This is a genomic window from Amycolatopsis solani (assembly GCF_033441515.1).
Classification (GTDB): Bacteria; Actinomycetota; Actinomycetes; order Mycobacteriales; family Pseudonocardiaceae; genus Amycolatopsis; species Amycolatopsis solani.
In genome coordinates, this window is record NZ_JAWQJT010000003.1 from 1,406,151 (window position 1) to 1,431,111 (window position 24,961).

Annotated in this window: 28 protein-coding genes; 15 read left to right on the forward strand and 13 right to left on the reverse strand. The window is 71.5% G+C overall.

The window, feature by feature from the left end:
- The first annotated feature begins 24 nt into the window (after positions 1–24).
- Both SD460_RS39105 and trpD read left to right on the forward strand, forming a co-directional pair.
- The gene (locus tag SD460_RS39105) at positions 25–426 is read left to right on the forward strand and encodes a response regulator transcription factor (protein ID WP_290060286.1); all 402 of its coding nucleotides are present in this window, start codon (positions 25–27) and stop codon (positions 424–426) included.
- A gap of 5 nt (positions 427–431) precedes the next feature.
- Complete coding sequence (trpD, locus tag SD460_RS39110) at positions 432–1,466, forward strand: anthranilate phosphoribosyltransferase (protein WP_318307490.1); 1,035 nt, start codon at positions 432–434, stop codon at positions 1,464–1,466.
- Between the two features lie 45 nt (positions 1,467–1,511).
- Here the strand turns inward: trpD and SD460_RS39115 are convergent, their stop codons facing one another.
- Positions 1,512–2,435, reverse strand: coding sequence for a DMT family transporter (locus tag SD460_RS39115; protein WP_290060281.1), 924 nt, complete (start codon positions 2,433–2,435; stop codon positions 1,512–1,514).
- A gap of 83 nt (positions 2,436–2,518) precedes the next feature.
- On the opposite strand from SD460_RS39115, the gene SD460_RS39120 reads away from it, so the two are divergent.
- The gene (locus SD460_RS39120; protein WP_290060280.1) at positions 2,519–3,478 is read left to right on the forward strand and encodes a GlxA family transcriptional regulator; all 960 of its coding nucleotides are present in this window, start codon (positions 2,519–2,521) and stop codon (positions 3,476–3,478) included.
- 53 nt (positions 3,479–3,531) lie between these two features.
- On the opposite strand, the gene SD460_RS39125 is transcribed toward SD460_RS39120, so the two are convergent.
- Together SD460_RS39125 and ctaC are read right to left on the reverse strand one after the other, a co-directional pair.
- Positions 3,532–3,951 carry a cytochrome c oxidase subunit 4 gene (locus SD460_RS39125; protein ID WP_160696084.1) on the reverse strand — a complete coding sequence of 140 codons (420 nt, stop codon included), beginning with the start codon at positions 3,949–3,951 and terminating at the stop codon, positions 3,532–3,534.
- A gap of 32 nt (positions 3,952–3,983) precedes the next feature.
- On the reverse strand, positions 3,984–4,925 hold the full coding sequence (gene ctaC / locus SD460_RS39130; protein ID WP_290060278.1) for an aa3-type cytochrome oxidase subunit II: 942 nt from the start codon (positions 4,923–4,925) through the stop codon (positions 3,984–3,986).
- Between the two features lie 186 nt (positions 4,926–5,111).
- On the opposite strand from ctaC, the gene asnB reads away from it, so the two are divergent.
- Entirely contained in the window at positions 5,112–7,046 is a 1,935-nt protein-coding gene (gene asnB / locus SD460_RS39135; protein WP_290060277.1) for an asparagine synthase (glutamine-hydrolyzing), read from the forward strand.
- Positions 7,047–7,110: 64 nt separating this feature from the next.
- Here asnB and SD460_RS39140 read toward each other — a convergent pair whose 3' ends face one another.
- On the reverse strand, positions 7,111–8,100 hold the full coding sequence (locus SD460_RS39140) for a carbohydrate kinase family protein (RefSeq protein ID WP_290060275.1): 990 nt from the start codon (positions 8,098–8,100) through the stop codon (positions 7,111–7,113).
- A gap of 148 nt (positions 8,101–8,248) precedes the next feature.
- On the opposite strand from SD460_RS39140, the gene SD460_RS39145 reads away from it, so the two are divergent.
- Positions 8,249–8,419, forward strand: coding sequence for a hypothetical protein (locus tag SD460_RS39145; protein ID WP_290060274.1), 171 nt, complete (start codon positions 8,249–8,251; stop codon positions 8,417–8,419).
- Positions 8,420–8,493: 74 nt separating this feature from the next.
- On the opposite strand, the gene SD460_RS39150 is transcribed toward SD460_RS39145, so the two are convergent.
- On the reverse strand, positions 8,494–8,871 hold the full coding sequence (locus tag SD460_RS39150; protein ID WP_103342340.1) for a HesB/IscA family protein: 378 nt from the start codon (positions 8,869–8,871) through the stop codon (positions 8,494–8,496).
- A gap of 146 nt (positions 8,872–9,017) precedes the next feature.
- Between SD460_RS39150 and SD460_RS39155 the strand changes: the two genes are divergently transcribed.
- Positions 9,018–9,665, forward strand: a complete 648-nt coding sequence (locus tag SD460_RS39155) for a DUF3043 domain-containing protein (protein WP_290060272.1) — start codon at positions 9,018–9,020, stop codon at positions 9,663–9,665.
- A 385-nt stretch (positions 9,666–10,050) separates the two neighbouring features.
- Positions 10,051–11,040, forward strand: a complete 990-nt coding sequence (locus SD460_RS39160) for an aldo/keto reductase family protein (RefSeq protein ID WP_290060271.1) — start codon at positions 10,051–10,053, stop codon at positions 11,038–11,040.
- Here the strand turns inward: SD460_RS39160 and SD460_RS39165 are convergent.
- From SD460_RS39165 to SD460_RS39175, 3 genes are read right to left on the reverse strand one after another with little or no spacing between them, the layout of a single operon-like run.
- Positions 11,037–11,249: a hypothetical protein gene (locus tag SD460_RS39165; RefSeq protein WP_290060270.1), complete on the reverse strand. Its 213-nt coding sequence runs from the start codon at positions 11,247–11,249 to the stop codon at positions 11,037–11,039. The genes SD460_RS39160 and SD460_RS39165 overlap by 4 nt on opposite strands.
- On the reverse strand, positions 11,242–12,084 hold the full coding sequence (locus tag SD460_RS39170; RefSeq protein WP_290060269.1) for a phosphoribosylaminoimidazolesuccinocarboxamide synthase: 843 nt from the start codon (positions 12,082–12,084) through the stop codon (positions 11,242–11,244). The genes SD460_RS39165 and SD460_RS39170 overlap by 8 nt, the downstream gene beginning before the upstream one ends.
- The gene (locus SD460_RS39175) at positions 12,081–12,830 is read right to left on the reverse strand and encodes a GntR family transcriptional regulator (protein WP_318307491.1); all 750 of its coding nucleotides are present in this window, start codon (positions 12,828–12,830) and stop codon (positions 12,081–12,083) included. The genes SD460_RS39170 and SD460_RS39175 overlap by 4 nt, the downstream gene beginning before the upstream one ends.
- A 137-nt stretch (positions 12,831–12,967) precedes the next feature.
- Here SD460_RS39175 and SD460_RS39180 point away from each other — a divergent pair, with 137 nt between their 5' ends.
- Entirely contained in the window at positions 12,968–13,411 is a 444-nt protein-coding gene (locus tag SD460_RS39180) for a hypothetical protein (RefSeq protein WP_290062500.1), read from the forward strand.
- Here SD460_RS39180 and SD460_RS39185 read toward each other — a convergent pair.
- Positions 13,408–14,094, reverse strand: a complete 687-nt coding sequence (locus tag SD460_RS39185; RefSeq protein ID WP_318307492.1) for an IspD/TarI family cytidylyltransferase — start codon at positions 14,092–14,094, stop codon at positions 13,408–13,410. The two genes, SD460_RS39180 and SD460_RS39185, sit on opposite strands and share 4 nt — an antisense overlap.
- A gap of 73 nt (positions 14,095–14,167) precedes the next feature.
- On the opposite strand from SD460_RS39185, the gene cobT reads away from it, so the two are divergent.
- Complete coding sequence (cobT, locus tag SD460_RS39190) at positions 14,168–15,244, forward strand: nicotinate-nucleotide--dimethylbenzimidazole phosphoribosyltransferase (protein WP_290062502.1); 1,077 nt, start codon at positions 14,168–14,170, stop codon at positions 15,242–15,244.
- Between the two features lie 73 nt (positions 15,245–15,317).
- Here cobT and SD460_RS39195 read toward each other — a convergent pair whose 3' ends face one another.
- Complete coding sequence (locus SD460_RS39195) at positions 15,318–16,421, reverse strand: branched-chain amino acid aminotransferase (RefSeq protein WP_290062503.1); 1,104 nt, start codon at positions 16,419–16,421, stop codon at positions 15,318–15,320.
- 96 nt (positions 16,422–16,517) lie between these two features.
- Here SD460_RS39195 and SD460_RS39200 point away from each other — a divergent pair, with 96 nt between their 5' ends.
- The gene (locus SD460_RS39200; RefSeq protein WP_290062504.1) at positions 16,518–16,820 is read left to right on the forward strand and encodes a hypothetical protein; all 303 of its coding nucleotides are present in this window, start codon (positions 16,518–16,520) and stop codon (positions 16,818–16,820) included.
- Here the strand turns inward: SD460_RS39200 and SD460_RS39205 are convergent.
- Together SD460_RS39205 and SD460_RS39210 are read right to left on the reverse strand one after the other, a co-directional pair.
- Positions 16,777–17,451, reverse strand: a complete 675-nt coding sequence (locus SD460_RS39205; RefSeq protein ID WP_290062506.1) for a ribonuclease FAU-1 family protein — start codon at positions 17,449–17,451, stop codon at positions 16,777–16,779. The two genes, SD460_RS39200 and SD460_RS39205, sit on opposite strands and share 44 nt — an antisense overlap.
- Positions 17,444–18,289, reverse strand: a complete 846-nt coding sequence (locus tag SD460_RS39210) for a hypothetical protein (protein ID WP_318307493.1) — start codon at positions 18,287–18,289, stop codon at positions 17,444–17,446. Before SD460_RS39210 ends, SD460_RS39205 begins: the two co-directional genes overlap by 8 nt.
- 110 nt (positions 18,290–18,399) lie before the next feature.
- On the opposite strand from SD460_RS39210, the gene SD460_RS39215 reads away from it, so the two are divergent.
- The 5 genes from SD460_RS39215 to SD460_RS39235 all read left to right on the forward strand — a co-directional run bounded on the left by SD460_RS39215 (position 18,400) and on the right by SD460_RS39235 (position 24,387).
- Positions 18,400–19,899, forward strand: a complete 1,500-nt coding sequence (locus SD460_RS39215) for a leucyl aminopeptidase (protein ID WP_318307494.1) — start codon at positions 18,400–18,402, stop codon at positions 19,897–19,899.
- Between the two features lie 124 nt (positions 19,900–20,023).
- Positions 20,024–21,988, forward strand: coding sequence for a TRAP transporter permease (locus tag SD460_RS39220; RefSeq protein WP_290062037.1), 1,965 nt, complete (start codon positions 20,024–20,026; stop codon positions 21,986–21,988).
- Positions 21,985–22,959, forward strand: coding sequence for a TAXI family TRAP transporter solute-binding subunit (locus SD460_RS39225; RefSeq protein WP_290062038.1), 975 nt, complete (start codon positions 21,985–21,987; stop codon positions 22,957–22,959). Before SD460_RS39220 ends, SD460_RS39225 begins: the two co-directional genes overlap by 4 nt.
- Before the next feature lie 10 nt (positions 22,960–22,969).
- The gene (locus SD460_RS39230; protein WP_318307495.1) at positions 22,970–23,938 is read left to right on the forward strand and encodes an SMI1/KNR4 family protein; all 969 of its coding nucleotides are present in this window, start codon (positions 22,970–22,972) and stop codon (positions 23,936–23,938) included.
- Positions 23,935–24,387 (forward strand): GNAT family N-acetyltransferase, encoded by a 453-nt coding sequence (locus tag SD460_RS39235; protein WP_318307496.1) that lies wholly within the window; start codon positions 23,935–23,937, stop codon positions 24,385–24,387. Before SD460_RS39230 ends, SD460_RS39235 begins: the two co-directional genes overlap by 4 nt.
- A 98-nt stretch (positions 24,388–24,485) precedes the next feature.
- Here the strand turns inward: SD460_RS39235 and SD460_RS39240 are convergent, their stop codons facing one another.
- On the reverse strand, positions 24,486–24,830 hold the full coding sequence (locus SD460_RS39240; protein ID WP_290062043.1) for an oxidoreductase: 345 nt from the start codon (positions 24,828–24,830) through the stop codon (positions 24,486–24,488).
- Positions 24,831–24,961: the final 131 nt, after the last annotated feature.

Consider the following 24,961-nt stretch of genomic DNA (forward strand, 5'->3'; position numbering starts at 1 on the left):
GGTGACGACATGGAGGCGTGCCTGATGGGCGAGTCGATGCGGGTCCTGGTGTTCAGCCACAAGGCGGAGGTGCGCGAAGCGATCGTGAACGCGGTCGGCCGCCGGCCCGCGGCGGACCTGGCGCGCGTGGACTACATCGAGGCGGCCGGGATCGCGGACGTGCTGTCCGAGGTGGACGCGGGCAACGTCGACCTGGCGATTCTGGACGGCGAGGCGCAGCCGACCGGCGGCATCGGCCTGTGCCGTCAGCTGAAGGCGGAGATCGCGGACTGCCCGCCGATCGTGGTTTCGGTGCGGCGCAAGGACGACCGGTGGCTGGCGACCTGGTCGCAGGCGGACGCCGTGCTGGTGCACCCGCTGGACCCGCTGACCGCCGCGGAGACCGTCGCCGACGTGCTGCGACGGGTCCCCGTCGTGAACGGCTGAGCCCGGTGACCACCCCGGTCCCCCGCACCTGGCCACCCCTGCTCAAGCAGCTCGTCGCGGGCGTCGACCTCTCCGCGGACGACACGGCGTGGGCGATGGACCAGATCATGAGCGGGGCCGCGAGCCCGGCCCGGATCGCCGGGTTCGCGGTGGCGCTGCGAGCCAAGGGCGAGACGCCCGAGGAGATCGCCGGCATGGCGGCCACGATGCTGGCGCACGCCCGGCGGGTCGAGCTGGACCGCCCGGCGGTCGACATCGTCGGCACCGGCGGCGACGGCTCGAACTCGGTGAACATCTCGACGATGGCGACGATCGTCACGGCGGCCGCCGGCGCGCCGGTGGCCAAGCACGGCAACCGCAGCGCGTCCTCGAAGTCCGGCGCGGCCGACGTCCTCGAGGCGCTCGGCGTGCGGATCAGCCTGCCGCCGGAGGACGTGCGGCGCAGCCTCGACGAGGTCGGGATCGGGTTCTTCCTGGCGTCGGCGTTCCACCCGGCCCTGCGCCACGCCGGCCCGGTGCGCAGCGAGCTCGGCATCCCGACGACGTTCAACCTGCTCGGCCCCCTGACCAACCCGGCCCAGCCGGGCGCCGCGGTGATCGGCTGCGCGTACCCGGACAAGACCCGCGTCCTGGCCGAGACGTTCGCCCGCCGCGGCACGACGGCCCTGGTCGTCCGCGGCGACGACGGCCTCGACGAGATCACCACCACGACGACGTCGACGGTGTGGGTGGTCTCGGGCGGCACGGTCACCGAGCGCTCCCTCGACCCCGCCGACCTGGGCATCCCCCGCGCGACGGCGGACGACCTGCGCGGCGGCGACGCGGCGGCGAACGCCGAGGTGGTCCGCGAACTGGTGAGCGGCAAGGCCGGCCCGGTCCGCGACGCGGTCCTGATCAACGCGGCCGCCGCGCTGGCGGCGTTCACGGGCTTCTCGGAGTCCCTGGAGGACGACCTGCGGGCCGGCCTGGTGCGCGCGGCCGAGGCGATCGATTCGGGCGCCGCGGCCACGCTGCTGGACCGCTGGATCGCCTTCAGCTGACCCGCGGTCCGGTGGCCGCGCCGGGAAGCCGGCGCGGCCACCCGCTCACTTGCAGGCAGCGGGTTCGGGCACCGCTCCCGCCTCCCTCGGCTGCTGCGGCACACCGGACTTCCGGCCACGCTGCGGTGCCAGCGCCGCCGCCAGGACCGCCAGCATGCCCACCGCCTCCGGCCAGCTCGGGCGGTGGCCGTAGAAGGCGATGTCCACCAGGACCGCGACCACCGGGTACAGGTAGGACAGCAGCGCCACCGTCGTGGTCGGCAGCTTGCCGATGCTCGCGTACATCAGCACGTACATCAGCGCCGTGTGGACGGTTCCGAGCAGGACCAGCCACAGCAGCCCCGAAGTCGTCGACGGCAGGGGCGTGACGAGCAGCACGGGGGCCAGGACCAGCGCGCCCACCGTCGTCTGCACGGCGGCCAGGAGGTGCGGGCGGATGTGCTTCAGCTGCTTCGCGACGAAGGACGCTCCCGCGTAGAGCACGGCCGCGCCCAGTGCGAGGCCGATGCCGGCCAGCTGCACCGGTTTGCCGTCCTCGCCGTGGGCGGACAGCGAGATCAACGCCACTCCGCCGAACGCGATGGCGGCGCGGGCCAGGTGGCTCTTCGCGACCTTCTCGCCGAGGAACGCGGCCGCCAGGCCGACCAGGATCAGCGGCTGCGTGTGGTAGACGACCGTGCTGACCGAGATCGACGACAGCGCGTACGACGCGAACAGCAGCACCCAGTTGCCGACCAGGAAGAGCCCGCCCAGCACGGCCAGGCCGAGGTCGCGGCGGGACGGCCGCCAGGCCTGCAGCCAGCCGCGGGAGAGGCACCACAGCACCAGCAACGTGCCGCCCACGAAGCAGCGGGCGAAGGCCACCGCCGGCGCGGCCGCGCCGCTCTCGAGGACGACCGCGCCGATCGTGCCGGACATCGCCATCGCCGCGGACCACTGGAGGAGCGGGCGGGTTTCGGAGTTCGTCATACCGATCAGGTTCGTCTCGTCGGCGCCCCGCAACCAGTGTCAGAGATGACAACGACCGCAAAACTTGTGACAGACTGGCCGCCATGGACGTCAACCGGGTCGCGGTGGTGCTCGCCGACCGCGTTTCGCCGTTCGAGCTGGGCGTCGCGTGCGAGGTGTTCGGCACCGACCGCAGCGCCGACGGCATCGAGGGCTGGGACTTCGCCGTCTGCTCGCCGGGCGGGGACGCGGTCGCCAGCTGGTCCGGGTTCGGGCTCTCCGGCCTGAAGGACCTGGACCACGCGGCGACGGCGGACCTGCTCATCGTGCCGACGTGCGCGCCGCGGACCGCGCCGCCGCCGGAGCCGGTCCTGGACGTCCTGCGCGACGCCGCCGGGCGCGGGGCCTGGGTCGCGGGGTTCTGCGCGGGCGTGTTCACCCTCGGCTACGCGGGCCTGCTGGACGGGCGCCGCTGCACCGTCCACTGGGTGTACGAGGCGGAGTTCCGCGCGCGCTTCCCGGCGGCCGAGGTCGACCCGCAGGCGCTGTACGCCGACGACGGCGGCGTCCTGACCAGCGCGGGCACGGTCGCGGCGGTCGACCTGTGCCTGCACCTGGTCCGCCGGGTGCGCGGCGTCGCGGCGGCCACGACGCTGGCGCGCCGGATGGTCGCGGCCCCGCACCGCGCGGGCGGGCAGGCCCAGTTCGTCCAGGCCCCGGTGCCCGCTACGGCCGCGCCCGACGACGCCGTGGTCGCGGAGGCCCTGGAGTGGGTCGAACGGCGCCTGGACCAGCCGTTCACGGTGGCGGAGCTGGCCCGGCGCAGCGGGCTCGGCGAACGGACGTTCCTGCGCCGCTTCTCGGCCGCCACGGGCACGACACCGCACCGCTGGCTGACCGAGCGGCGGCTGGACCGCGCCCAGGCCCTGCTGGAGGAGGGCGGGCGCTCGGTGGAGGACATCGCGGCGGCCTGCGGGTACGCGTCCGCGGCCGCGCTGCGGCACCAGTTCACCCGGCTGCGCGGGACGAGCCCGTCGTCCTACCGGACGGCGTTCCGGGGCTGAAAACGAAACCGGCCGCCACGCGCGATGCGTGGCGGCCGGCTGTGAAGAAGAGCTCAGTCGTGCGACGGGCCGGTGTGGTACTCGAACACCAGGCCGCCGATGGTGATGAGCAGCGCGACGAGCGCGATCACCAGCAGCCAGATGTGGAAGAACGCCAGCGCCAGCGCCGCGAGCGCCGCCGTCGCCGCCATGCTGACCGGCCAGTAGCTGCCCGGGCTGAAGAAGCCCAGCTCGCCCGCGCCGTCGCTGATCTCGGCGTCTTCGCGGTCTTCCGGGCGCGGTTCGATGCGGCGGGCGACGAACTGCATGTAGCTGCCCGCGAGGAACGCCAGGCCGCCGGTCAGGAACAGCGAGACGATGCCCACCGGCTCCGGGCCGTGGGTCGCGGCCGCCGCGGTCCACACCCAGTACACCGCCGCCATGAACACGGCGAAGATCGCCACGATGAAGAAGATGCGGGCTTCGGCCTTCATGGGTCTTCCCTACTCCTGTTTGTCGCCGGGCGTCAGTTGGACGCGGTGCGGGCCGTGCGGTCGGTGTTGAACGGCTGGGTCGTGACCGCGTGCGGGGCGCACAGCTCGCCGCAGTTCATCTTCGCCAGTGCCTCGGCCGCGGTGAAGGCCTGACCGGTCGCCGGGTTCGTCTGCTTGCGCAGCCCGATGTACTGGTCGTACTTGTCCGCCGACAGCGCGCGGACCTCGAAGTTCATCACCGAGTGGTACGTGCCGCACAGCTCCGCGCACCGGCCGACGAAGGAGCCTTCGCGGTCGATCTTGTTCTGGAAGGAGCTGTCCTGGTTGTTCTTGTCCGGGTTCGGCATGACGTCCCGCTTGAAGTGGAACTCCGGGACCCAGAAGGAGTGGATGACGTCGGTGGAGATCAGGTCGTACTGGATGGTCTTGCCGACCGGGAGCACCAGGAGCGGGATCTCGCCGGACGAGCCGACGGTGCTGACCTGCTGCCCGTCCGCCTTCTTCGCGGACTCGTCCTCGTACTTGAACTCCCAGTTCCACTGGAAGGCCACGACCTGGACCTTGACGTCCGGGTTCGGGATCTTGTCCAGGACCTTCGACTCCGTCGTCGCGGTGAAGAAGAACAGGACGCAGACCATGATCGTCGGCACGACGACCGTGAACAGCTCGAGCGGGATGTTGTACTGGAACTGCCGGGGCAGCTCCTCCGGCTCGCCGTCGACCGTCTTCTTCTTGCGGTGGAACGTCGCGGTCCAGAAGATCAGGGCCCACACGATGACGCCGACGACCAGCGCCGCGACCACGGTCCAGGTCCAGAGGTTCCGCATCTGGTTCGCCTGCTCGGTGACACCGACCGGCCAGCCGAACCGCAGGATCTCGTCACCGGAGCAACCCGTCGCGGTCAGCGCGACCAGCACCGCCAACGCGGCGACGCGCACGGTCCGCTTCCCCAGGGTGCGCTCGGGTTGTCCCACTGCGCCTCGCCCTTTCACCCAGAGCCTCCTACGACAGATCTTCGTGACGAGCGGAGCCTAGCCGAGTTGGCGCGTCCCGCTGACCAAGGGGTAACCATCGACGCGCGTGTTACGCGCCACCGGCCGCCCGGCATACTGGGCTCTTCCCCCAGCCCGGTGAAGAACTCCGAAGGTGTGTGAGTACCCGTGTGCGGCCTGCTTGGACTGATCTGCGCGACCGAGACCGGCGCGGCCAACGCGCGTGACGCCGTCGGCGCGGCCATGCGCTGCCAGCGCCACCGCGGCCCCGACGAGCAGGACACGTGGGCCGACGCCGAGGTCGTCTACGGCTTCAACCGGCTCGCGTTCATCGACGTCGAGCACGCGCACCAGCCGCTGGTCTGGGGCCCGCCGGAGGCGCCCGGCCGGTACACGATGAACTTCAACGGCGAGATCTACAACTACCGTGAACTGCGCGAAGAGCTCGCGGCGCAGCACGGTGCGAAGTTCGAGACCGAGGGCGACGGCGAGGCCATCGTCGCCGGCTTCCACTACCTCGGCGCGGACTGGGTCAAGCGGCTGCGCGGCATGTTCGCCTTCATGATCTGGGACTCCCAGGAGAAGCGCGTCTTCGGCGCCCGCGACCCGTTCGGCATCAAGCCGCTGTTCTACTCGGCCGGCCCCGGCGGGGTGGCGTTCTCCAGCGAGAAGAAGAGCCTGCTGGAGCTCTCGGACGTCCTCGGCGTCGCCCAGGAGCTGGACCGCAAGGCCCTTCAGCACTACCTGGTCCTGCAGTACGTGCCCGAGCCCGAGTCGCTGCACACCGCGATCCGCCGCGTCGAGTCCGGCACGTCGTTCGAGGTGGCCCCCGGCGGTGAGGTGAAGTTCACGCGCTACTTCCACCCGGAGTTCCGCGCGAAGCCGGTGAACACGCAGGCCGAAGCCGAGGAACTGCACCAGCGCATCGCCGATGTGATGCGCGACTCGGTCGGCAAGCACATGATCTCCGACCCGGACGTCACCGTCGGCGCCTTTCTGTCCGGCGGCATCGACTCCACGGCCACCGCCACGCTGGCCAAGGAGCACAACCCGAACCTGATCGCGTTCACCACCGGGTTCGAGCGCGAGGGCTACTCCGAGGTCGACGTCGCCGCCGAGTCGGCCGCCGCGATCGGCGTGAAGCACGTGGTCCGGACGGTGTCGGCGGACGAGATGATGGAGGTGCTGCCGCTCATCGTCTGGTACCTCGACGACCCGGTGGCCGACCCCGCGCTGGTCCCGCTGTGGTTCATCGCCCGCGAAGCCCGCAAGCACGTCAAGGCGGTGCTGTCCGGCGAGGGCGCGGACGAGCTGTTCGGCGGCTACACGATCTACAACGAGCCGATCTCGCTGGCGCCGTTCGAGAAGATCCCGGGCGGAATGCGGAAGCTGATCGGCAAGGTCTCGACGAAGATCCCCGAGGGCACCCGCGGCAAGGACCTGCTGCGCCGCGGCGCGCTGCCGCTGGAGGACCGCTACTACGGCAACGCCCGCAACTTCCGCGACGACCAGCTGCGCAACGTGCTCAAGACCTACCAGGAAGGCGTGGGCTTCAAGGACGTCACGGCGCCCTGGTACGACGTCTCGCGCGGCTGGGACCCGGTGGCCCGCATGCAGCACGTCGACCTCTACACCTGGCTGCGCGGCGACATCCTGGTCAAGGCCGACAAGGTGACGATGGCGAACTCGCTGGAGCTACGGGTGCCGTTCCTCGACGCCGAGGTCTTCAAGGTCGCGGCGTCGATCCCGCTGGACCAGAAGCTGGCGCACGGCACGACGAAGTACGCGTTGCGGCAGGCGCTGGCGAAGATCATCCCGGCGCACGTGCTCAACCGCCGCAAGCTCGGCTTCCCGGTCCCGATCCGGCTGTGGCTGCGCAACGAGATGTACGACTGGGCGAAGGGGATCATCAGCGACTCGAAGACCGAGGAGCTGCTGGACAAGAAGGCGATCCTGGCGCTGCTGGAGGAGCACAAGGCGGGCCAGCTGGACCGCAGCCGCCAGCTGTGGGCGCTGATCGTGTTCATGCTGTGGCACGGCATCTTCGTCGAGCACCGCATCAAGCCCGAGGTCCCGGAGCCGGTCTACCCGGTCAAGCTCTGAAAAGCCGTGAAGGCCTCCTTACCGGCTCTTATGGCCGGTAAGGAGGCCTTCACGGCTTTTGGGCTCAGGCGGGCAGGACCGCCGAGATCTCGTCCGCCGCGTCCGGGCCGAAGGCCTCGCCGATGCGGGCCAGCGCGTCCGCGCGGTCGAACGTCCACTCCTGGGTGCCGACCGTCTCCAGCACCAGCACCGCGATCAGCGAGCCGAGCTGGGCGGCGCGCTCGACGCCGAGGCCGCCGTCGAGGCCGGCCAGGAAGCCCGCGCGGAAGCCGTCGCCGACACCCGTCGGGTCGGCCTTCGCGCGCTCGGGGACCGCGCCGATCTGCAGGGCGGTGCCGTCCTTGCCGACGATCTCGACGCCCTTCTCCCCCAGCGTCGTGATCCGCATGCCGACCTGCGCGAGGACGTCGGCCTCGGTCCAGCCGGTCTTCTGGAGCAGCAGCTCCCACTCGTAGTCGTTGCTGAACAGGTACTTCGCGCCGGCCACGAAGTCGCGGGCCTGCTCGCCGCTCATGCGGGCCAGCTGCTGCGACGGGTCCACGGCGAAGTCGTACCCGCGCTGGCGGCACTCCTCGGCGTGGCGGACCATGCCCTCCGGGTCGTCCGGGCTGATCAGCACCAGGCTGAGCGCGCCGGCGCGCTCGGCGATCGGCTGCAGCTCGATGTTGCGGGACTCGGCCATCGCGCCCGCGTAGAACGTCGCGATCTGGCAGAGGTCCTCGTCGGTGGTGCAGACGAACCGCGCGGTGTGCGCGACCTCCGACACGTGCACGCCGGAGGTGTCGACACCGTGCCGCTCCAGCCAGGAGCGGTAGTCGGCGAAGTCGGCGCCGACGGCACCCACCAGGACCGGCTGAACGCCGAGCACCCCCAGCCCGAAGGCGATGTTGGCGCCGATGCCGCCGCGCCGGACCACGAGGTCGTCGGCGAGGAAGCTCAGGGAAACCCGGTGCAGCTGCTCCGCGACCAGCTGCTCCGCGAACCTGCCCGGGAAGTGCATGAGGTGGTCGGTCGCGATACTGCCGGACACCGCGATCCTGGCCCTGTCTGCCACCGGCTGCTCCTTTGTGTTCGACCTCACGGCAAAAGGCGCGAAGTTACCCCCGGGTCATGACCCATCCGGGTAGTTCGCGCGCGCCCAACCGACACTACCGGCTGGTACTCCTTCTCCAGTCGAATCGCGATCAATAGCGTTACGAATCGTGAACGCCGTCACCGAACCCGAGACCCTGTCCGAGCTGATCGCCGACTGCGCCCTCATCCCCGAGACGTTGCAGGCCGAGAGCCTGCCGCAGCCCCGCGTCGCGGCCAAGCCGTGGCAGGTCGACGACGCGTGCCACGCCCAGGTGGCCGAGCTCGACGCGTACGTCTGACGTAGTCCGCAGCAACGGAGAAGGCCCCGCCTCCCTCTGGGGGACGGGGCCTTCTTCGCGGCTGTCGCGGTGGCTCAGTGGAACGAGTCGCCGCAGGCGCAGGAGCCGGTCGCGTTCGGGTTGTCGATCGTGAAGCCCTGCTTCTCGATCGTGTCCACGAAGTCGATGACGGCTTCCGACACGTACGGGGCGCTCATCCGGTCCACGGCGACCTTGAGGCCGTCGAAGTCGCGGAACAGGTCGCCGTCGAGCGTGCGCTCGTCGAAGAACAGCTGGTAGCGCAAGCCCGCGCAGCCACCGGGCTGGACGGCGATGCGCAGGTGCATGTCGTCGCGGCCCTCCTGCTCGAGCAGGGCCTTCGCCTTGGCAGCCGCGGTGTCGGTCAGCGTGACCCCGTGGGTTTCTTCGGCGGTCTCGGCCTGCGTCGCGCCGGCGTGCTCAGCGGTCGTCATGGCACTCCCTCTAAGTTCGAACTCACTGCGGATACTCCTCGTGCTGACGTCTTCAACACCCGGGGAGTCCGTTCTGTTCCCCCACCATGGTCGCACATCGATCGACCTGGTGAACGGCGGCGTGACGCCTGCAATACCCTGGTGAGGTGAGGTTCCTGCGCCGAAGCACCACAGACACCCCCGCCGACGAGCCGGAGTCGACGGAAGCCGTCGACGTCGCGGGCAAGTCGTTCACGCCCGGTAAGGGCAAGGCTACGCCCAAGCGCCGCGACGCGGAGGCGAAGAAGCGCGGCCCGGTGGCCCCGCCGCCCACCACGATGCGTGAGGCGATGAAGCGCAACAAGGAACTGCGCAAGTCGAACCCGCAGACGAAGGAAGACCGCCGCGCGGCGGCCAAGCTGCGCCGCGACCGCATGATGGCGGGTGACGACAAGTACCTCCTCCCCCGCGACCGCGGCCCGGTGAAGGCGTACGTCCGCGACCTCGTCGACACCCGGCGCAACCTGCTGGGCCTGTTCATGCCGCTGGCGATCGTGGTGTTCCTGGCGCTGCTGGTGCCGCTGCCCCAGGTGCAGTCGTACATCACGCTGCTGTGCACGGCGCTGCTGCTGGTGATGGCGATCGAGGGCTTCGTCAACGGCCGGAAGATCGCGAAGCTGGTGCGGGAGAAGTTCCCGAAGGAGACGGTGAACGGCCGCTCGGTCGGCTGGTACGCGTTCGTCCGCGCCTCTCAGATCCGGCGGCTGCGGGTGCCGAAGCCGCGCCTGAAGCCCGGGGACCCGATCCCGAACTGAGCGCTTTTCGAGAAGCCGGGTCGAGCGATGCTCGACCCGGCTTCTTGCTGTCCGGCCTCGGCTCGGGCGCTGGTCGAGCGTCGCGAATGAGTCATTCGGGACTTCTGAGGTCGCGAATGAGTCATTCGCGACCTCCTGGTGCCGGAGCGCCCGCCCGGACCCGCCCATCCACCGCGCCGCGCCGGTGGGGCGCTCTGCCTCGAGCGTCAGGGTCTCGGCGAAGCCGTGCCCGCAGCCGACCGGCGCCCCCGAAACGTCGTGAATGACTCATTCCTGTCGTCCGGCGACAGGAATGAGTCATTCACGTCACCCCGGCCCCGAGCCGAGGCTGGAGTCACTCCAGGGTCGTTAGCAAAGCAAACGATTACCGCCTAAGCTCACCGGCATGGAGTTTCGTCGTCTCGGCCGCAGCGGCCTCAACGTCAGTGAGATCTCGTACGGGAACTGGCTCACCCACGGTTCCCAGGTCGAGGAGGACCAGGCCCACGCCTGCATCAAGGCCGCCCTCGACGCCGGCATCACCACCTTCGACACCGCCGACGCCTACGCCAACACCGCCGCCGAATCGGTGCTCGGCCGGGGGCTGAAGGGGCAGCGGCGGGAGAGCCTCGAGATCTTCACCAAGGTCTTCTGGCCCACCGGTCCCAAGGGCCCCAACGACAAGGGCCTGTCCCGCAAGCACATCATCGAGTCGGCCAACGCCTCACTCGAACGGCTCGGCACCGACTACCTCGACCTCTACCAGGCGCACCGGTTCGACCGGACCGTGCCGCTGGAAGAGACCATGCTCGCCTTCGCCGACCTCGTCCGGCAGGGGAAGGTGCTCTACGTCGGCGTCTCCGAGTGGACCGCCGAGCAGATCAGCCGCGGGGCCGCCCTCGCCCGCGAGCTCAAGGTCCCCTTCGTCTCCAACCAGCCGCAGTACAACATGCTCTGGCGCGTCATCGAGGACCAGGTCATCCCCGCCTCCGAGCGCGAAGGCCTCAGCCAGATCGTCTGGTCGCCGATCGCGCAGGGCGTCCTGACCGGCAAGTACAAGCCGGGCGCGGCCTTCCCCGAAGGCTCGCGGGCCACCGACGAGAAGGGCGGCGCCAACATGGTCGCCCGCTTCCTCGACGACAACGTCCTCAAGCGCGTGGCCGAACTGGAGCCGCTCGCGAAGCAGGCCGGCCTGAGCCTCGCGCAGCTGGCCGTCGCCTGGGTGCTGCAGAACCCGAACGTCGCCTCGGCGATCATCGGGGCTTCGCGCCCGGAGCAGGTGCACGAGAACGTCAAGGCCGCCGGCCAGAAGCTCGACGCCGACCTGCTGAAGGCCATCGACGACGTCCTCGGCGATGTCGTCGAGCGCGACGCGAGCTTGACGAAGAGCCCCTAGTCCTGGTTGATCCGGCCCTGGAACGGCACCCCGAGGTCGAACGCGTCCTCGGGGGCCATCCGGGGCGCCAGCCCGAACCCGCGCAACAACCGGCTGGCACCCGCCAGCCGGTCACCGCCGCGCCCGGGCACCCGCGACGGCTCGAGGCCGCGCGAGACCAGCAACGTCTCGACGTCGTCGATCAGCTGGTACGGGTCGTAGTCACCCACGGACCCAGGTCTTCCCGGTGATCCGCTCGTAGACCTCGGTGTAGCGCTGCCGCGTCTGCTCGACGATGTCCGCCGGGATCTCGGGCCCGGGCGGGGTCTGGTCCCAGCCCGTCGAACGCGACCAGTCGCGCACGAACTGCTTGTCGAACGCGTGCTGCGGGCGGCCCGGCTCCCACTCGTCGGCGGGCCAGAACCGCGACGAGTCCGACGTCAGGACCTCGTCGCCGAGGGTCAGCGTGCCGTCGGCGTCGAACCCGAACTCCAGCTTCGTGTCCGCGATGATCACGCCCTGCTTGGCCGCGTGTTCGGCGCCCTTCGTGTAGATCTCCAGCGTCAGCTCGCGAAGCCGCTTCGCGGTGTCTTCGCCGATCTCGTTCAGGACCTCGTCGAAGGTCATGAACTCGTCGTGGCCGGTGTCGGAGATCTTCGTCGTCGGCGTGAAGATCGGCTCGGGCAGCTTGTCGCCCTCGACCAGCCCCGGCGGCAGCGCGACGCCGGAGATCTTGCCGTCGCGCTGGTATTCGCGCAGGCCCAGGCCGGCGAGGTAGCCGCGGGCGATGCACTCGACCTGGACCATCTTCAGCGGCTTGCAGCGCATCGCGCGCCCGGCGAACTCTTCCGGCACGTCGGTCGTCGAGACGACGTGGTTCGGGACCACGCCGGACATGCGCTCGAACCACCACGCCGACAGCTGGTTGAGCAGCGCGCCCTTGTCCGGGATCGGCGTCGGCAGCGAGACGTCGTAGACCGAGACCCGGTCGGACGCGACCAGCAGGATGTCCCCGCCGTCGAGCTCGTACAGGTCGCGGACCTTGCCCGCGTGGATGTGCTTCATTCGCCGTCCTCAGTCGTGTACTCGTAGAAAACCCAGTGGTCGGGCAAGGCGGCGGATTCACCGTACTCGACGACCGTCCCGTCGGCCGCGAGGAAGGTGCTGCGGCCGAGCAGCACCGGCGCCCCTTCGGGCAGCCCCAGCTCGCTCGCCTCCTCGCCGCTCGCGCGGCCCGCCGCGTGCCGTTCCTGCGTCGTCACGATCTTCGTGCCCAGCCGGGCGGCCGCGTGGGCCGAGGTGCCCTCGATGATCCGCTCCGCCACCAGCAGCGCCGGGGCCTTGGCCGACAGCGTGCCGTCGAACCACGACGTCGACGTCGACAGCGGCCGCGAGTCCGGCCCGTACGTGGTCCGCCGCCGCCGGATCGCCGGGGCGCCTTCTTCGAGGCCCAGCGCGGCGGCGGCGCGTTCGGCCGCCGGCTCGAGCCCGGCCTCGCGGATCACCGCGTAGTGGCCGGGCGGGTAGATCCGCCCGGTGCGCGCCGCGGCGGCCGAGCGGTCGCGGGCCGTGCGGTGCAGGCCGCCGCGGTCGACGACCGTGCCGACGCCGCGCACGGGCCGCACCAGGCCCTGGGAGCGCAGCGTGGCCAGCACCTTGGTGGCCGTCGCCATGGCGACGGCCCACGTGCGCGCGATCTCGCGCGCGGAGGGCACGGTGTCGCCCTCCTGCAGCCGGCCGGACAGGATGTCGTCGCGGATCCGGCCCGCGATCTGCAGGTACGGCGGCTCTGGACGGTCGAGGGTGGGCACGGCAGCTCCTCACGGGGACTAACGCACAAGTGTTCTAGCACGCCAGGGTGTCGGAGACAAAGCCCTGATCAGAACCACCCAGGTGTACTAGTACACGAGCTGGACTGCGCTCTAGTACGCAAGTTACCCTCGAAAGTGTGTCCCCGCCCACACCTCACACCGGATCCAGCGGCCAGGGCCTCGAGGAACTCCTCGAGGAGCTCCGGCGCCGCAAATGGGTGCTGCACCTGTTCGGCGGCCGGGAGGCGCCGGAGGTCTACGCGGCGGTGCACCGGTGGCCGACCTGCGCGGACGTCATCATCCTCCGCGACGAGCACCGGGCCAGCGCCTACCGGGTCCCGACCTTCCCGGGCACGGACGTGTTCAGCCCGCGGGTCGTCACCTGGCAGTACCACGCCACCCCGGTGTGGACGCTGCGAGCGGTACTCACCCTCGCGGAGCCCGGCACCCCGGGCGCGCCGCTGCAGGCGCTGCGCCCGCAGCCGGACTGCGCGGTTCCGCCGGAACTGCGGCAGGACGTCACCATCCGGCCCACGAGCACCACGGAAGGGGACGACGGCGGCCCGCCCGCCTGCGCTTAGCGGGCGAGCAACCGCTCCGCGACCACCAGGTCGTGGGGATACGTGATCTTGAGGTTTTCGGGAGCACCCGGGACCCACCGGATCGGCAGGGAGGAGAACCGCTCCATGCACGAGGAAGTGTCCGTACCCACGAAACCTTCGCGCGCGGCCTGTTCGTAGGCCTCGAGCAGCGGTCCGGCCCGGAAGCCTTGAGGCGTCTGGACGCGGATCGCGCCGGGCACCTGGGCGACCAGGTGCCCGGCATCCACCCCGACGACGTCGTCCGCGGCCAGGCCCGGCACAGCCCCCCCGTCCTCGCGTGTCCGGGCCAGCACCGCATCGACCAGCTGTGGGTGGACCAGCGGCCGGGCCGCGTCGTGCAGCAGCACGGCGTCGACCCGGCCGCCTGTCATCCGGGGGGCGAGGTGGCGCAGCGCGTTGAGCTCGGACGCCTGGCGCGTGTCCCCGCCGTGCACGACTTCGACGACGCCGCCGAACTCCGCGAGCACCTCGTCCGCCAGGTCGCGGTCCTGCGGCCGGATGACCAGCACCAGCACGCCGATGCCGGGCACGCGCGCGAACGCGTCCAGCGACCAGGCCACCACCCGGCGCCCGGCCAGCGGCAGGTAGACCTTGTTCAGCTTCGCGCCGACGCGGGTGCCCGCGCCGCTGGCCAGCACCACCGCGGCCGCCGTCGTCTCCACGAGCCGCGAGACTACCGGGACGGCCGCAGCGGTAGGTTGGCCACAGCGTTGCCGTGACGAGAAAGGGCCTGGTGTGGAGCCGGAAAACATCGAGTTCCCCGAGATCACCCCGCCCGACGACCACGCCCGGTCCAACGCGATCGCCCTGCACGACAAGCTGGTCAAGCCGGCCGGGTCACTGGGCAGGCTCGAAGAGCTGGGCGTGTGGATCGCCGCGTGCCAGGGGCAGTCGCCGCCGCGGCCGTTCACGCGGCCGCGCGTCGTCGTGTTCGCCGGTGACCACGGCATCGCCGCGAAGGGTGTGTCGGCCTATCCCGCCGAGGTCACCGCGCAACTGCTCGGCACGATGCTGACCGGTGGCGCCGCGATCAACGTGCTGGCCGCCGCCGCGGGCGCGAGCGTCCGCGTGGTCGACCTGGCCGTGGACACCGAGGCGCCGGCGACCAAGTCGATCGGCGAGTTCAAGGTCCGCCGCGGCTCCGGCTCGATCGACGTCGAAGACGCGCTGACTGCCGACGAGGTCAAGGCGGCGGTCCGCGCCGGGATCGCGATCGCCGACGCCGAGGTCGACGGCGGCGCGGACCTGCTCATCCCGGGCGACCTCGGGATCGGCAACAGCACCCCGGCGTCGGTGCTCGTCGCGGCGCTGACCGGCAGCGAGCCGGTCGCCGTCGTCGGGCGCGGCTCCGGCATCGACGACAACGCCTGGATGCGCAAGGCGACCGCGGTCCGCGACGCCCTGCGGCGCGCCCGCGCGGTCCTCGCCAACCCGGTGGACCTGCTGCGCACCACGGCGGGCGCGGACATCGCGGCGATGGCGGGCTTCCTGGCCCAGGCCGCGGTCCGGCGGACCCCGGTGGTCCTCGACGGCCTGGTGGCGTGCGCGGCGGCGCTCGTCGCCGAAGACCTCGCCCCGGGCGCGCGCCGCTGGTGGGTGGCCGGTCAGCGGACGGCCGAACCGGCGCACTCCCTCGCACTGGAGCACCTCGACCTCGGGCCGCTGCTGGAACTCGACGTCCGCCTCGGCGAAGGCACCGGCGCCGTGACGGCGTTGCCGCTGCTGATGATGGCCGCCCGCGTCCTCGCGGAAACCGCCACGCACGAGCAGGCCGGCGTCTCCGGCCCGCTCATCGCCGCCCCCGCTTCCTGACCCCGGAAAGCCGTGAAGGCCTCCTTACCGGCTCTTATGGCCGGTAAGGAGGCCTTCACGGCATTCGGCAGCTTCAGCCGAGCTTGACCATCCAGTGGTCGGCGTCCGGGTGGGTGCCTTCCTGGATGCCGGTCAGCTCTTCGCGCAGCTTCATCGTCAGGGCGCCGGGCTGCCCGTCGGCGATGGTGAACTCGCCGCCCGCGTGCTTCACGTGCCCGACCGGCGTGATCACCGCCGCGGTGCCGCAGGCGAACGTCTCGGTCAGCTCGCCGGACGCCGCCGCCTTCTCCCACTCCTCGGTGGAGATGCGGCGCTCTTCGATCTTGTAGCCGAGCCGCGAGGCCAGCTGCAGCAACGACTTGCGGGTGACGCCGGGCAGCAGCGACCCGGTCAGCTCCGGCGTGACCAGCCGGGCGTTCTCGCCCGAGCCGAAGACGAAGAACAGGTTCATCCCGCCCATCTCCTCGACCCAGCGCCGCTCGACCGCGTCGAGCCAGACCACCTGGTCGCAGCCCTTCTCGACGGCCTGCGCCTGCGCGACGAACGAAGCCGCGTAGTTGCCGGCGCACTTGGCCGCGCCGGTGCCGCCGGGGGCCGCGCGCACGTACTCCGTCGACAGCCAGACGCTCACCGGCTTCACGCCGCCGGCGAAGTACGACCCGGCCGGGGACGCGATCACGGTGTACACGTAGTCGGCGGCCGGGCTGTTGACGCCGAGGCCGGTCGACGTCGAGATCATGAACGGCCGCAGGTAAAGGGAATCACCCGGCCGGGTGGGCACCCACCGGCTGTCGACCGCGATGAGCTCGCGCAGCGAATCGACGAAGACGTCTTCGGGCAGCTGCGGCATGGCGAGCCGCTCGGCCGACTGCCGGAACCGCACGGCGTTGGCGTCCGGGCGGAACGACGAGATCGAGCCGTCCGGCTGGCGGTAGGCCTTGAGGCCTTCGAAGATCGCCTGGCCGTAGTGCAGCACCGACGTCGCGGGGTCGAGCGTGAAGGGGGCGTACGGGCCGACCTGGGCGTCGTGCCAGCCTTCGGTCTTCGACCACTTCACGGTGACCATGTGGTCGGTGAAATAGGTACCGAATCCAGGGGCTTCGAGTACCTCCGCGACACGGTCCGCGCTCGCAGGACTCGGGTGCGGGACATGGGCGAACTGCGTCGAGGTGGTCATGGCTAGACGATACCGCTTGGTCGGACGCACGTTAGTCGGATGTCCTTGTGTTCCGGGTCCCCCGCACGCGTAGCCCGACGGCCCTAGTATGACGTTGTGACCTACCACTCCACGCAGCCGGTGCCCCGGCCCAAGACCGGCGGGGCCGACGTCAAGACGTTCGCCACCGCGGTGCTGCTGACCTTCGGCGTCGGCCTGCTCGGCATGGTCGGCTGGGCGGTGCTCAGCAGCGGCTTCGGCGGCTTCCTTGGCCTCGTCGCCGGCGTCTTCGGCATCGTCTGGTGGCGCAGCATCCACGGCAAGACCGTGTTCCCGAAGGTGATCCCCACGAAGTCGGTGGTCATCCTCGCGGTCATCAACGTCGTGCTGGCGCTGATCCTTCTCCTGACCGCGGGCTGAGCCCGGCGAGCAGGCCGGGGGGCAGCTCCGGCGCGGGCCACGCCGGGTCCGGGCGGAAGTCGGTGTCCGTGCCGTCGAACGGGTAGGCGCCGCGTTCGGCCAGCGCGCCGATCCGCTCGCCCTCGGCGCGCAGCCGGTCGAGCTGCTCGCGCGTCAGCCGGCCGGCGTCGATCGCGACCTCGGCTTCGTCTTCGTCGTCCCAGCGCCAGGTGCCGTCCCGGTCGACGATCACGTCGAGCACGCCGTCGATGCGGTCCACCCCCAGCGGGTTCCGCCCGAGCGGGACCTCGAGGTTGACGTACCAGTTCGTGAAGCGGCCGCGGGCGTCGAAGAACCACCAGACCGACGACCATTCGTCGTCGGCGATGCGGCGCAGCGTGGACGTGCGGTGCCAGAAGTCCGGCACCGGCACGCGCGGGATGCGGAACCGCTGCTCCAGCGGCGCTTCCGCCATCGAACGCCCGTCCACGAGCCTGCTGCCGACGATCGGCGTGCCCGCCGGCAGCCAGGCGAGCAGCACGCGGCCGTCGTCCGCCAGCACGCGCAGCGGGTGGACCTGGCCGATCGAGCCGTCGGGGCGGTGGAACCGTTCGACCACCGTCTGCCCCGGCCGCCACCGTCGATCAGTCACGCACCCCACTGTACCTGCGCGCGCGTACACCCAGTAGCAGCTCGATCACGGTCACCAGTCCCACGGCGACGAGCACCGGGAGCACCGGCAGGAAGTACGCGGCCACCGCGGCGACGGCCAGACCGGCGAGCCCGGGCACCCCCGCCCGGGTCCGGACTTCCGCGCCCGCGGCGAGCGCCGGGACGACGGTGGCGACCACGGCCACGGCGGTCAGCAGCGGCTGCAGCGCGTCCGCGTCGGCGGCGGACAGCAGGTCGCGCAGCGACGTGAGCGACAGCCCGAGCCGGACCGCGCCGAGCTGGTAGAGCGCGGCGAACGCGGCCAGGACGGCGACCGCGCCGAGCAGCAGCACGCGCAGGCCCGCGTGCTCGCGGCCGCCCGGGCGCAGGAAGGGCAGCGCGAGCACGGCGGCGACGAGGACACCCGCGAAGTCCGGTGGCCGGAGGCCGTCCGCCGTCCCCACCGGGGCCACGGCCACGCACACCACGACGAGCACCAGCCCGGCCGCGAGCAGCAGCCCGCCCGCGATCCGTACGACGATCGTCGGGATCTTCAGCCCGGCGAACCCCGCGCCGGCGACCACGACGGCGAAGGCCGCCGCGGCGAGTTCGCGGTGCGCCGGGAAGACGTAAGCGCCGAACGCGATCGCGTAGACGGTCATCTCGGCGAGCCTCGCGACGGCGACGACCACCCGGTCGACCAGGGCATCCCCCGGTTCCGGCACCCGCGCCGACGCGGCCGCGACGACCGCCGCGAGCACCAGCCCGGCGAGCAGCCACCAGCCCGCGCCCGCCGCTCCCGCCGCCAGCAGCACCAGCAGCCCGCCACCCAGCCGCACGCGGCCCTCCCTCTCCCTGTGTTCACCCCGGCTTCCGCCGTCATTAGCATGGCTCACGATCCCGGCCGGGCCGGTGCCCGGTACCACCGAGAACGCGCGAGGAGCCAGAAGTGACCGTGCCTAAGCTCGCCCTGTCCGACAACACCGGGGAGGCACTGGCCAAGACGCGCGCCGACGTGGTCGTCATCGGCACCCTGGCCGGCGAGGACGGCCCGGTCCTCGCCGCGGGGGCCGCCGCCGTCGACGCCGCCTTCGACGGCCGCCTCGCCGACCTGCTGGCCACCCTCGGCGCGAGCGGCAAGGCCGAAGAGGTCGTCAAGGTCCCGACGCTGGGCAAGCTGCCGGCCGCCGTCGTCCTCGCCGTCGGCCTGGGCAAGCCGGGCGACGCCGTCACCCCCGAGCAGGTCCGCCGCGCCGCGGGTGCCGCCGGCCGCGCGCTGGCCGGCACCGACCGCGCGCTCGTCACGCTGTCCGAGCTCGACCTGCAGGCCGCCGTCGAGGGCACCGTCCTCGGCTCCTACGTCTTCACCGCCTACCGCTCCGAGAAGGGTGACGCGCCGGTCGCGAAGGTCGACTTCGCGAGCCCGGCCGAGGGCACCGCCCGCGAGCACAAGGCGACGCTGAAGGCCGCGACCTCCATCGCCGAGGCCGTCCTCACCGCCCGCGACCTGATCAACACCCCGCCGAACGACCTGTACCCGGCCTCCTTCGCCGACCGCGCGAAGAAGCTGGCCGAGGACAACGGCCTCGAGTTCGAGGTCCTCGACGAGAAGGCGCTGAAGCGCAAGGGCTTCGGCGGCATCCTCGGCGTCGGCGGCGGCTCGTCCCGCCAGCCGCGCCTGGTGCGCATCGGCTACAAGCCGGCCAAGGCCGCCAAGAAGGTCGCGCTGGTCGGCAAGGGCATCACGTTCGACTCGGGCGGCATCTCGCTCAAGCCCGCTGCGAACATGGACCACATGACCTCGGACATGTCGGGCGCGGCCGGCGTGCTCGCCGCGGTCGTGCTGGCGGCGAAGCTGAAGTACCCGCTGGAGGTCGTCGCGCACATCCCGCTGGCGGAGAACCTGCCCTCGGGCACCTCCTACCGCCCGGGCGACGTCCTGACCATGTACGGCGGCAAGACCGTCGAGGTCCTCAACACCGACGCCGAAGGCCGGCTCGTGCTGGTCGACGCGATGGTCCGCGCGGCGGAGGAGAACCCGGACTACCTGATCGAGACCTCGACGCTGACCGGCGCCCAGGTCGTCGCGCTCGGCAACCGCACCGCCGGGGTGATGGGGTCGGAGGACTTCCGCGACCGCGTCGCCGCGATCATGCAGGCCACCGGCGAGAACGGCTGGGCCATGCCGCTGCCGGAGGAACTGCGCGCCGACCTCGACTCGCGCCTGGCCGACCTGGCCAACGTGACCGGCCACCGCTGGGGCGGCATGCTCGCGGCCGGGATCTTCCTGCGCGAGTTCGTCGCCGACGGCCTCGACTGGGTCCACATCGACATCGCGGGCCCGTCGTTCAACACGGGTTCCCCGTGGGGCTACACCGGCAAGGGCGGCACCGGCGTCCCGGTCCGCACGATCGCCGCGGTCCTGGCCGACATCGCCGCCAACGGCTGACCCTCGCCGCACCGGTCGTGAGTGTTAAGTCGGGTTAGAACCCGACTTAACACTCACGACCGGTCTGGCGCGGATGATCCCTTTGCCGGTTTCGGTGTGATCCGCGACACCGTACGGTGACCGGGTGACCACCGGGCCGGTCGAAAAGGACGCTCCTGCCGCGATCGCCGCCGAGCACGACGAAGAACGCCCGGCACGCACGCTTCCCCGGGTCCCCGACCGCGTCGTCTACTTCGTGGCGCTGGCCGTCGCGGTCCTCGTGCTCAAGCAGGTGTTCTTCCCCTTCGCCAAGGGCAACCAGTTCTACCTGGTGCTCTTCCTCGGCACGACGCTCCCGCTGGTCTTCCTCTGCTACCGCCCGCGCGCCCGCGCGAAGGACGATCCCGGCTGGACGGACTGGGTCCTCGCCGTCGTCGCGCTCGCCGTCGGCCTCTACCCGGTGCTGACCGGGTACGACGCCTTCCTCGACCGACAGGGCACCCTGTCCCCGCTGGACGTCGTGGCCGGCGCGCTGCTGCTGGTGCTGATCCTCGAAGCCACCCGCCGCACCACCGGGCTGGTGCTGCCGATCGTCTGCCTGCTCTTCCTCGCCTACGCCTACTACGGCGGTTTCCTCCCGCAGAACTGGGGCATCGCGCACGCCGGCATCGACTTCGGCCAGATCGTCAACGCGCTGTTCAACGACGCCAGCGGGTTCTACGGCACCCCGCTCGACGTCGCGGGCAGCTACATCGTGCTGTTCACCCTCTACGGCGCCGTGCTCAACGCCTCCGGCGCGGGCCGGTTCTTCGTGGACATCTCGTTCGCCGCGTTCCGGAAGTCGCGGACGGCGCCGGGCCGGACCACCGTCCTGTCGGGATTCCTGCTCGGCACGGTGTCCGGGTCGGGCACCGCCACCGCGGTCAGCCTCGGCTCGATCACCTGGCCGATCCTCAAGAAAGCCCACTACCCCAAGGAAAACGCGGGCGGGCTGCTCGCCGCGGCCGGGATCGGGGCCATCCTCTCGCCGCCGACGCTGGGCGCCGCCGCGTTCATCATCGCCGAGTACCTGCAGACGTCGTACTTGAAGGTGCTGATCTGGGCGACCGTGCCGACGCTGCTGTACTACCTCGGCATCGTGTTCGCGATGGAGGCCGACGCCCGCCGCTTCAAGGCCGAAGCGGTCGACGTCCCGCACGAGGATCCGTGGAAGCTGCTGCTGCGCGGCGGCTACCACTTCCTGTCGCTGGCGATCATCGTCGTGTTCCTGGCGCTGGACATCCCGCCGTTCGCCGCGGTCGTCTACGCCACCGGCGTCGCCGCGCTCTTCGCGCTGATCGCCCGGCGCCACGACGTCCGCGGGTGGGCGAAGGACATGGTCGACGCGCTTTCGGCCGGGGTGCGCGGGGCGCTGCCGGTGATCGCGGTGTGCGCGGCGGCCGGCGTGATCACCTCGACCATCACCAAGACCGGGCTCGGCCTCGAACTCGCGGACGCACTGGTGGAGCTGGCCGGGGTGATCAGCGACAACGGCACCGTGGTCCTCATCTTGACCGTGCTGCTCTCGGCCGTCGCCGTCGGCGTGCTCGGCCTCGCCGTGCCGGTCACCGCGAGCTTCATCATCGCCTGGGTGGTGATCGGCCCCGCGCTGGAGACGCTGGGCGTCGCCGACGCCGAGCGCGCGATGTTCATCTTCTACTACGCCGTGCTGTCCGAAGTCACGCCGCCGACCGCGCTCGCCGCCGTCGCTTCGGCGGCGATCACCGGCGGCTCGGTGCTGGGAACCATGTGGCAGTGCTGGAAGTACACGCTCCCGGCGTTCCTCGTGCCGATCGCCTTCGTGCTCACCGACAACGGCGCCGCGCTGCTGCTGGAATCCGACGCGCTGACCGCCGTCTGGGTGGCGGCGGTGTCCGCGCTGGCCGTCGCCGCGCTGGCGGTGGTGACCGGCGGCTGGCTGTTCGGGCCGGTCAGCACGCCCGTGCGGCTGCTGTTCGTCCCCGCCGCGCTGTGCCTGCTCTACCTGGAGCCGGTGCCGATCGCGATCGGTGCCGCGTGCGGTGCCGCCGCGCTGCTCGCCCACGCCGTGATCAAGAGGAGGACAGCATGAAACGCGCACTCGTCACCGCCGCGGTGCTCGCCTTGGCCGTCACCGGCTGCGGCGGGAAGCAGCAAACGGACTCGGCCGCACCCGGCGGTTCGCAGTCCTGCGAGGCCGGCGAAGGCCGGATCACCATCGCCACCGGCAACAGCGGCGGCGTCTACTACGTGCTGGGCGGCGGGCTGGCCCAGCTGATCAGCGGCACCACCAAGCTGCGCGCGACGGCGGCGGAGACCGGCGCGTCGGTGCAGAACATCCAGCAGCTCGTCGCCGGCAACTACGACGTCGCGTTCTCGCTGGCCGACACCGCGGCGGACGCGGTGAACGGCAAGGGATCCTTCGACGGCAAGCCGCAGAAGGTCCAAGCGCTGTCCCGGATCTACCCGAACTCGACGCAGGTGCTGGTCCGCGCCGACGCCGGCATCGACTCCGTCGCGGACATGAAGGGCAAGCGGATCTCGACCGGCTCGCCGAAGTCGGGCACCGAGGTCATCGCGAACCGCCTGCTGCAGGCGGCCGGCCTGAAACCGGACACCGACGTCCAGGCGCAGCGGCTCGACCTGGCCAAGACCGCGGACGGGATGAAGGCGGGCACCCTCGACGGGCTCGTCTGGTCCGGCGGCCTGCCGACCGCGCAGATCACCGACATCACCACCGCGTTGAAGGACAAGGTGAAGTTCCTCGACGTCACGCCGCTGCTGCCGAAGCTGAAGGCGGTCAACCCGGTCTACGACCAGGGCGTGATCCCCGCGAAGACGTACGCACAGCCGTCCGACGTGCCGACGGTCGTGGTGCCGAACCTGCTGCTGGTGCGCGAAGACTTCCCGGCGGGCAACGCGTGCGCGATCACGAAGCTGATCTTCGACAAGCAGGCGGAGCTGGCGAAGGTGCACCCGGCGGCGAAGGAGATCAGCAAGCAGCTGGCGCCGCGGACCGACCCGGTTCCGCTGCACCCGGGCGCGAAGCAAGCACTCGGCTAGGGTCGGGGGTGTGGACGCCGGCGAGTACCTCGAGACGGCGGTCCGCGACGTCCTGACCGCCGCCGACCCGAACGTCGACGCCCAGGTCGGGTACGCGGCTTTGCTGCTTGCCGTCTCCGGCGCGCTCGACGAGGCCGACCGGCTCGTGGCGCAGTGGCTGGCCCGCACGGAACGGCCGGTCGGCGCGCTCGCCGCGGACCCGGTGCGCGCCCGGGCGTGGGCGATGCTCTTCGAGGCCCGCGGCTCGCGCCCGGAGTGGGCCGAGGGGTTGCCGCCGCTGGACCTCGACGCCGAGGAGCGCGCCCACGCGGTGTCCTTGCGCCGTCCGGTTTCCGACCTCGAAGGTGTGCTGCCGCCGGGGCCGATCGCGGAGGTCGTCAAGCACGTAGCTCCTTCGCGCCCGGACCGCGTCCGCACGGCTCTGCTCGACGGCGACCTCGCCGGCTGGGCCGCGCTCGCCGGGCCCCACCCGGACGTCGCGACCCTCGCGGCGACGCGGGCACTGGCCCCGGCACTGGTGGCGGGCGCGGACCCGCTCGGGTTGCGCGACTGGGCCCCGGCCTGCGCGGGCGCGGTGATCGCGGCCATGCACGAGCGCTACCCGCCCGCCCTCGGCACGTGGCCCGAGCTGATCGCGGAGATCCGGCGCCTGCGCGGCGGTTCGCCGGCCCCTCCCCCGGCGTCCGAAGCGGCGATCCGCTCGGCCGAGCTGCGCCTCGGCGCCGACCTGCCGGACGACCACCGCGAGTTCCTGCGCACCTGCGACGGCCTGCCCGCCGACGTCGTCTTCCCCCGCCTGCTCGGCACGGCCGACCTGCGCGCCGAGAACGGCGTGGTCGTCCTGGCGGACCCCGCGATCCTGCTGCTGTCGGCCGGTCACGTGGTCGAGGTCGACCCGGTCCTCGGCACGACGGTCCACCCGTCCTTCCGCGCGGCGCTGGTCAAGCACGCCACCCTGCTCGCCCAGGCCGCCCGGTGACCACCCTCACCGCGGAGCCGATCACCCCGGCCAACGTCGCCGCCGCGTGCCAGCTGGCCGTCGAGCCGCACCAGAGGGACTTCGTCGCCCCCGTCGCCGTCTCCCTCGCCGAGGCCTACACCCAGCCCGAGGTCGCCTGGCCGCGCCTGATCCTCGACGACGGCGAACCGGTCGCCTTCGTGATGGGCGGCTTCGACCCGCACGCCGAGCTGGGCTTCTTCCGCTGCGGCATCTGGCGGCTCAACGTCGGCGCCGGCGTCCAGGGCCGCGGCTACGGCCGGTTCGCCGTCGAAACCGTGCTCGAGGAGGCCCGCCGCCGGGGCAACACCGCCGCGACCGTGCTGTGGATCCCGGCCGAAGGCGGCCCGGAGCAGTTCTACCTCAAGCTGGGCTTCCGCCCGACCGGCGAGCGGTTCAACGGCGAGGTCGTCGGCCGGATCGAGCTCTGAGTCGCCGCCGAACGGGCCGGCCGGTCCCCACGCCTGGCGCGGCACGGGTGCCGAGCCGGGAATCATCCCGAACCGGGCCCGGCCGCGGGCCTCGAGCTCTAAGCCTGCCCGCGCTTCTTGCGCTCGGTGTACTCGCGCATCCGCTTCGGATACCCGACCCGCGCGACCTCGTAGACCGGGATGGACCGGCGGTGGCCGAACTGCTGCGCGGCCTCCAGGCTGCCGATGCGGCGCCGGGTCCACTCGCCGTCGTGGGCGATCAACACCACTGTGGTCTCGGTGACATTGGTCCGAGGCTCCACGTAGGCCTCCACCCCCTGCCTCGAGGCCACCCACTCCTCGAGGTGACGGGTGTCTTCGGAGCTGGCTTTCCGCAGCGTGCCGGCCCGTTGCCCACCCTTGGCCCGCCTGCGCAGCGAGTCGAAGAGCCCCACCACGACCACCTCTCCTCCCGAGACATACCCCACTCATTATCCCGATGTCCGCGTGTGGTCGGCGTCGCACACCCGGCTAGGTCGCAGCCCCGTCCGGCGTAGTGACAAGATGGCGGGTGTCGCGCGCGCGGTTATACCGC

What these genes read in the sequence shown, in the direction of transcription:
- SD460_RS39105 (WP_290060286.1), top strand. Translation starts at nt 25, where the DNA reads ATGGGCGAGTCGATGCGGGTCCTGGTGTTCAGCCACAAGGCGGAGGTG.
- SD460_RS39120 (WP_290060280.1), top strand. Translation starts at nt 2,519, where the DNA reads ATGGACGTCAACCGGGTCGCGGTGGTGCTCGCCGACCGCGTTTCGCCG.
- SD460_RS39195 (WP_290062503.1), bottom strand. Translation starts at nt 16,421, where the DNA reads ATGACCACCTCGACGCAGTTCGCCCATGTCCCGCACCCGAGTCCTGCG.
- SD460_RS39125 (WP_160696084.1), bottom strand. Translation starts at nt 3,951, where the DNA reads ATGAAGGCCGAAGCCCGCATCTTCTTCATCGTGGCGATCTTCGCCGTG.
- SD460_RS39225 (WP_290062038.1), top strand. Translation starts at nt 21,985, where the DNA reads ATGAAACGCGCACTCGTCACCGCCGCGGTGCTCGCCTTGGCCGTCACC.
- SD460_RS39160 (WP_290060271.1), top strand. Translation starts at nt 10,051, where the DNA reads ATGGAGTTTCGTCGTCTCGGCCGCAGCGGCCTCAACGTCAGTGAGATC.
- SD460_RS39150 (WP_103342340.1), bottom strand. Translation starts at nt 8,871, where the DNA reads ATGACGACCGCTGAGCACGCCGGCGCGACGCAGGCCGAGACCGCCGAA.
- SD460_RS39115 (WP_290060281.1), bottom strand. Translation starts at nt 2,435, where the DNA reads ATGACGAACTCCGAAACCCGCCCGCTCCTCCAGTGGTCCGCGGCGATG.
- SD460_RS39170 (WP_290060269.1), bottom strand. Translation starts at nt 12,084, where the DNA reads ATGAAGCACATCCACGCGGGCAAGGTCCGCGACCTGTACGAGCTCGAC.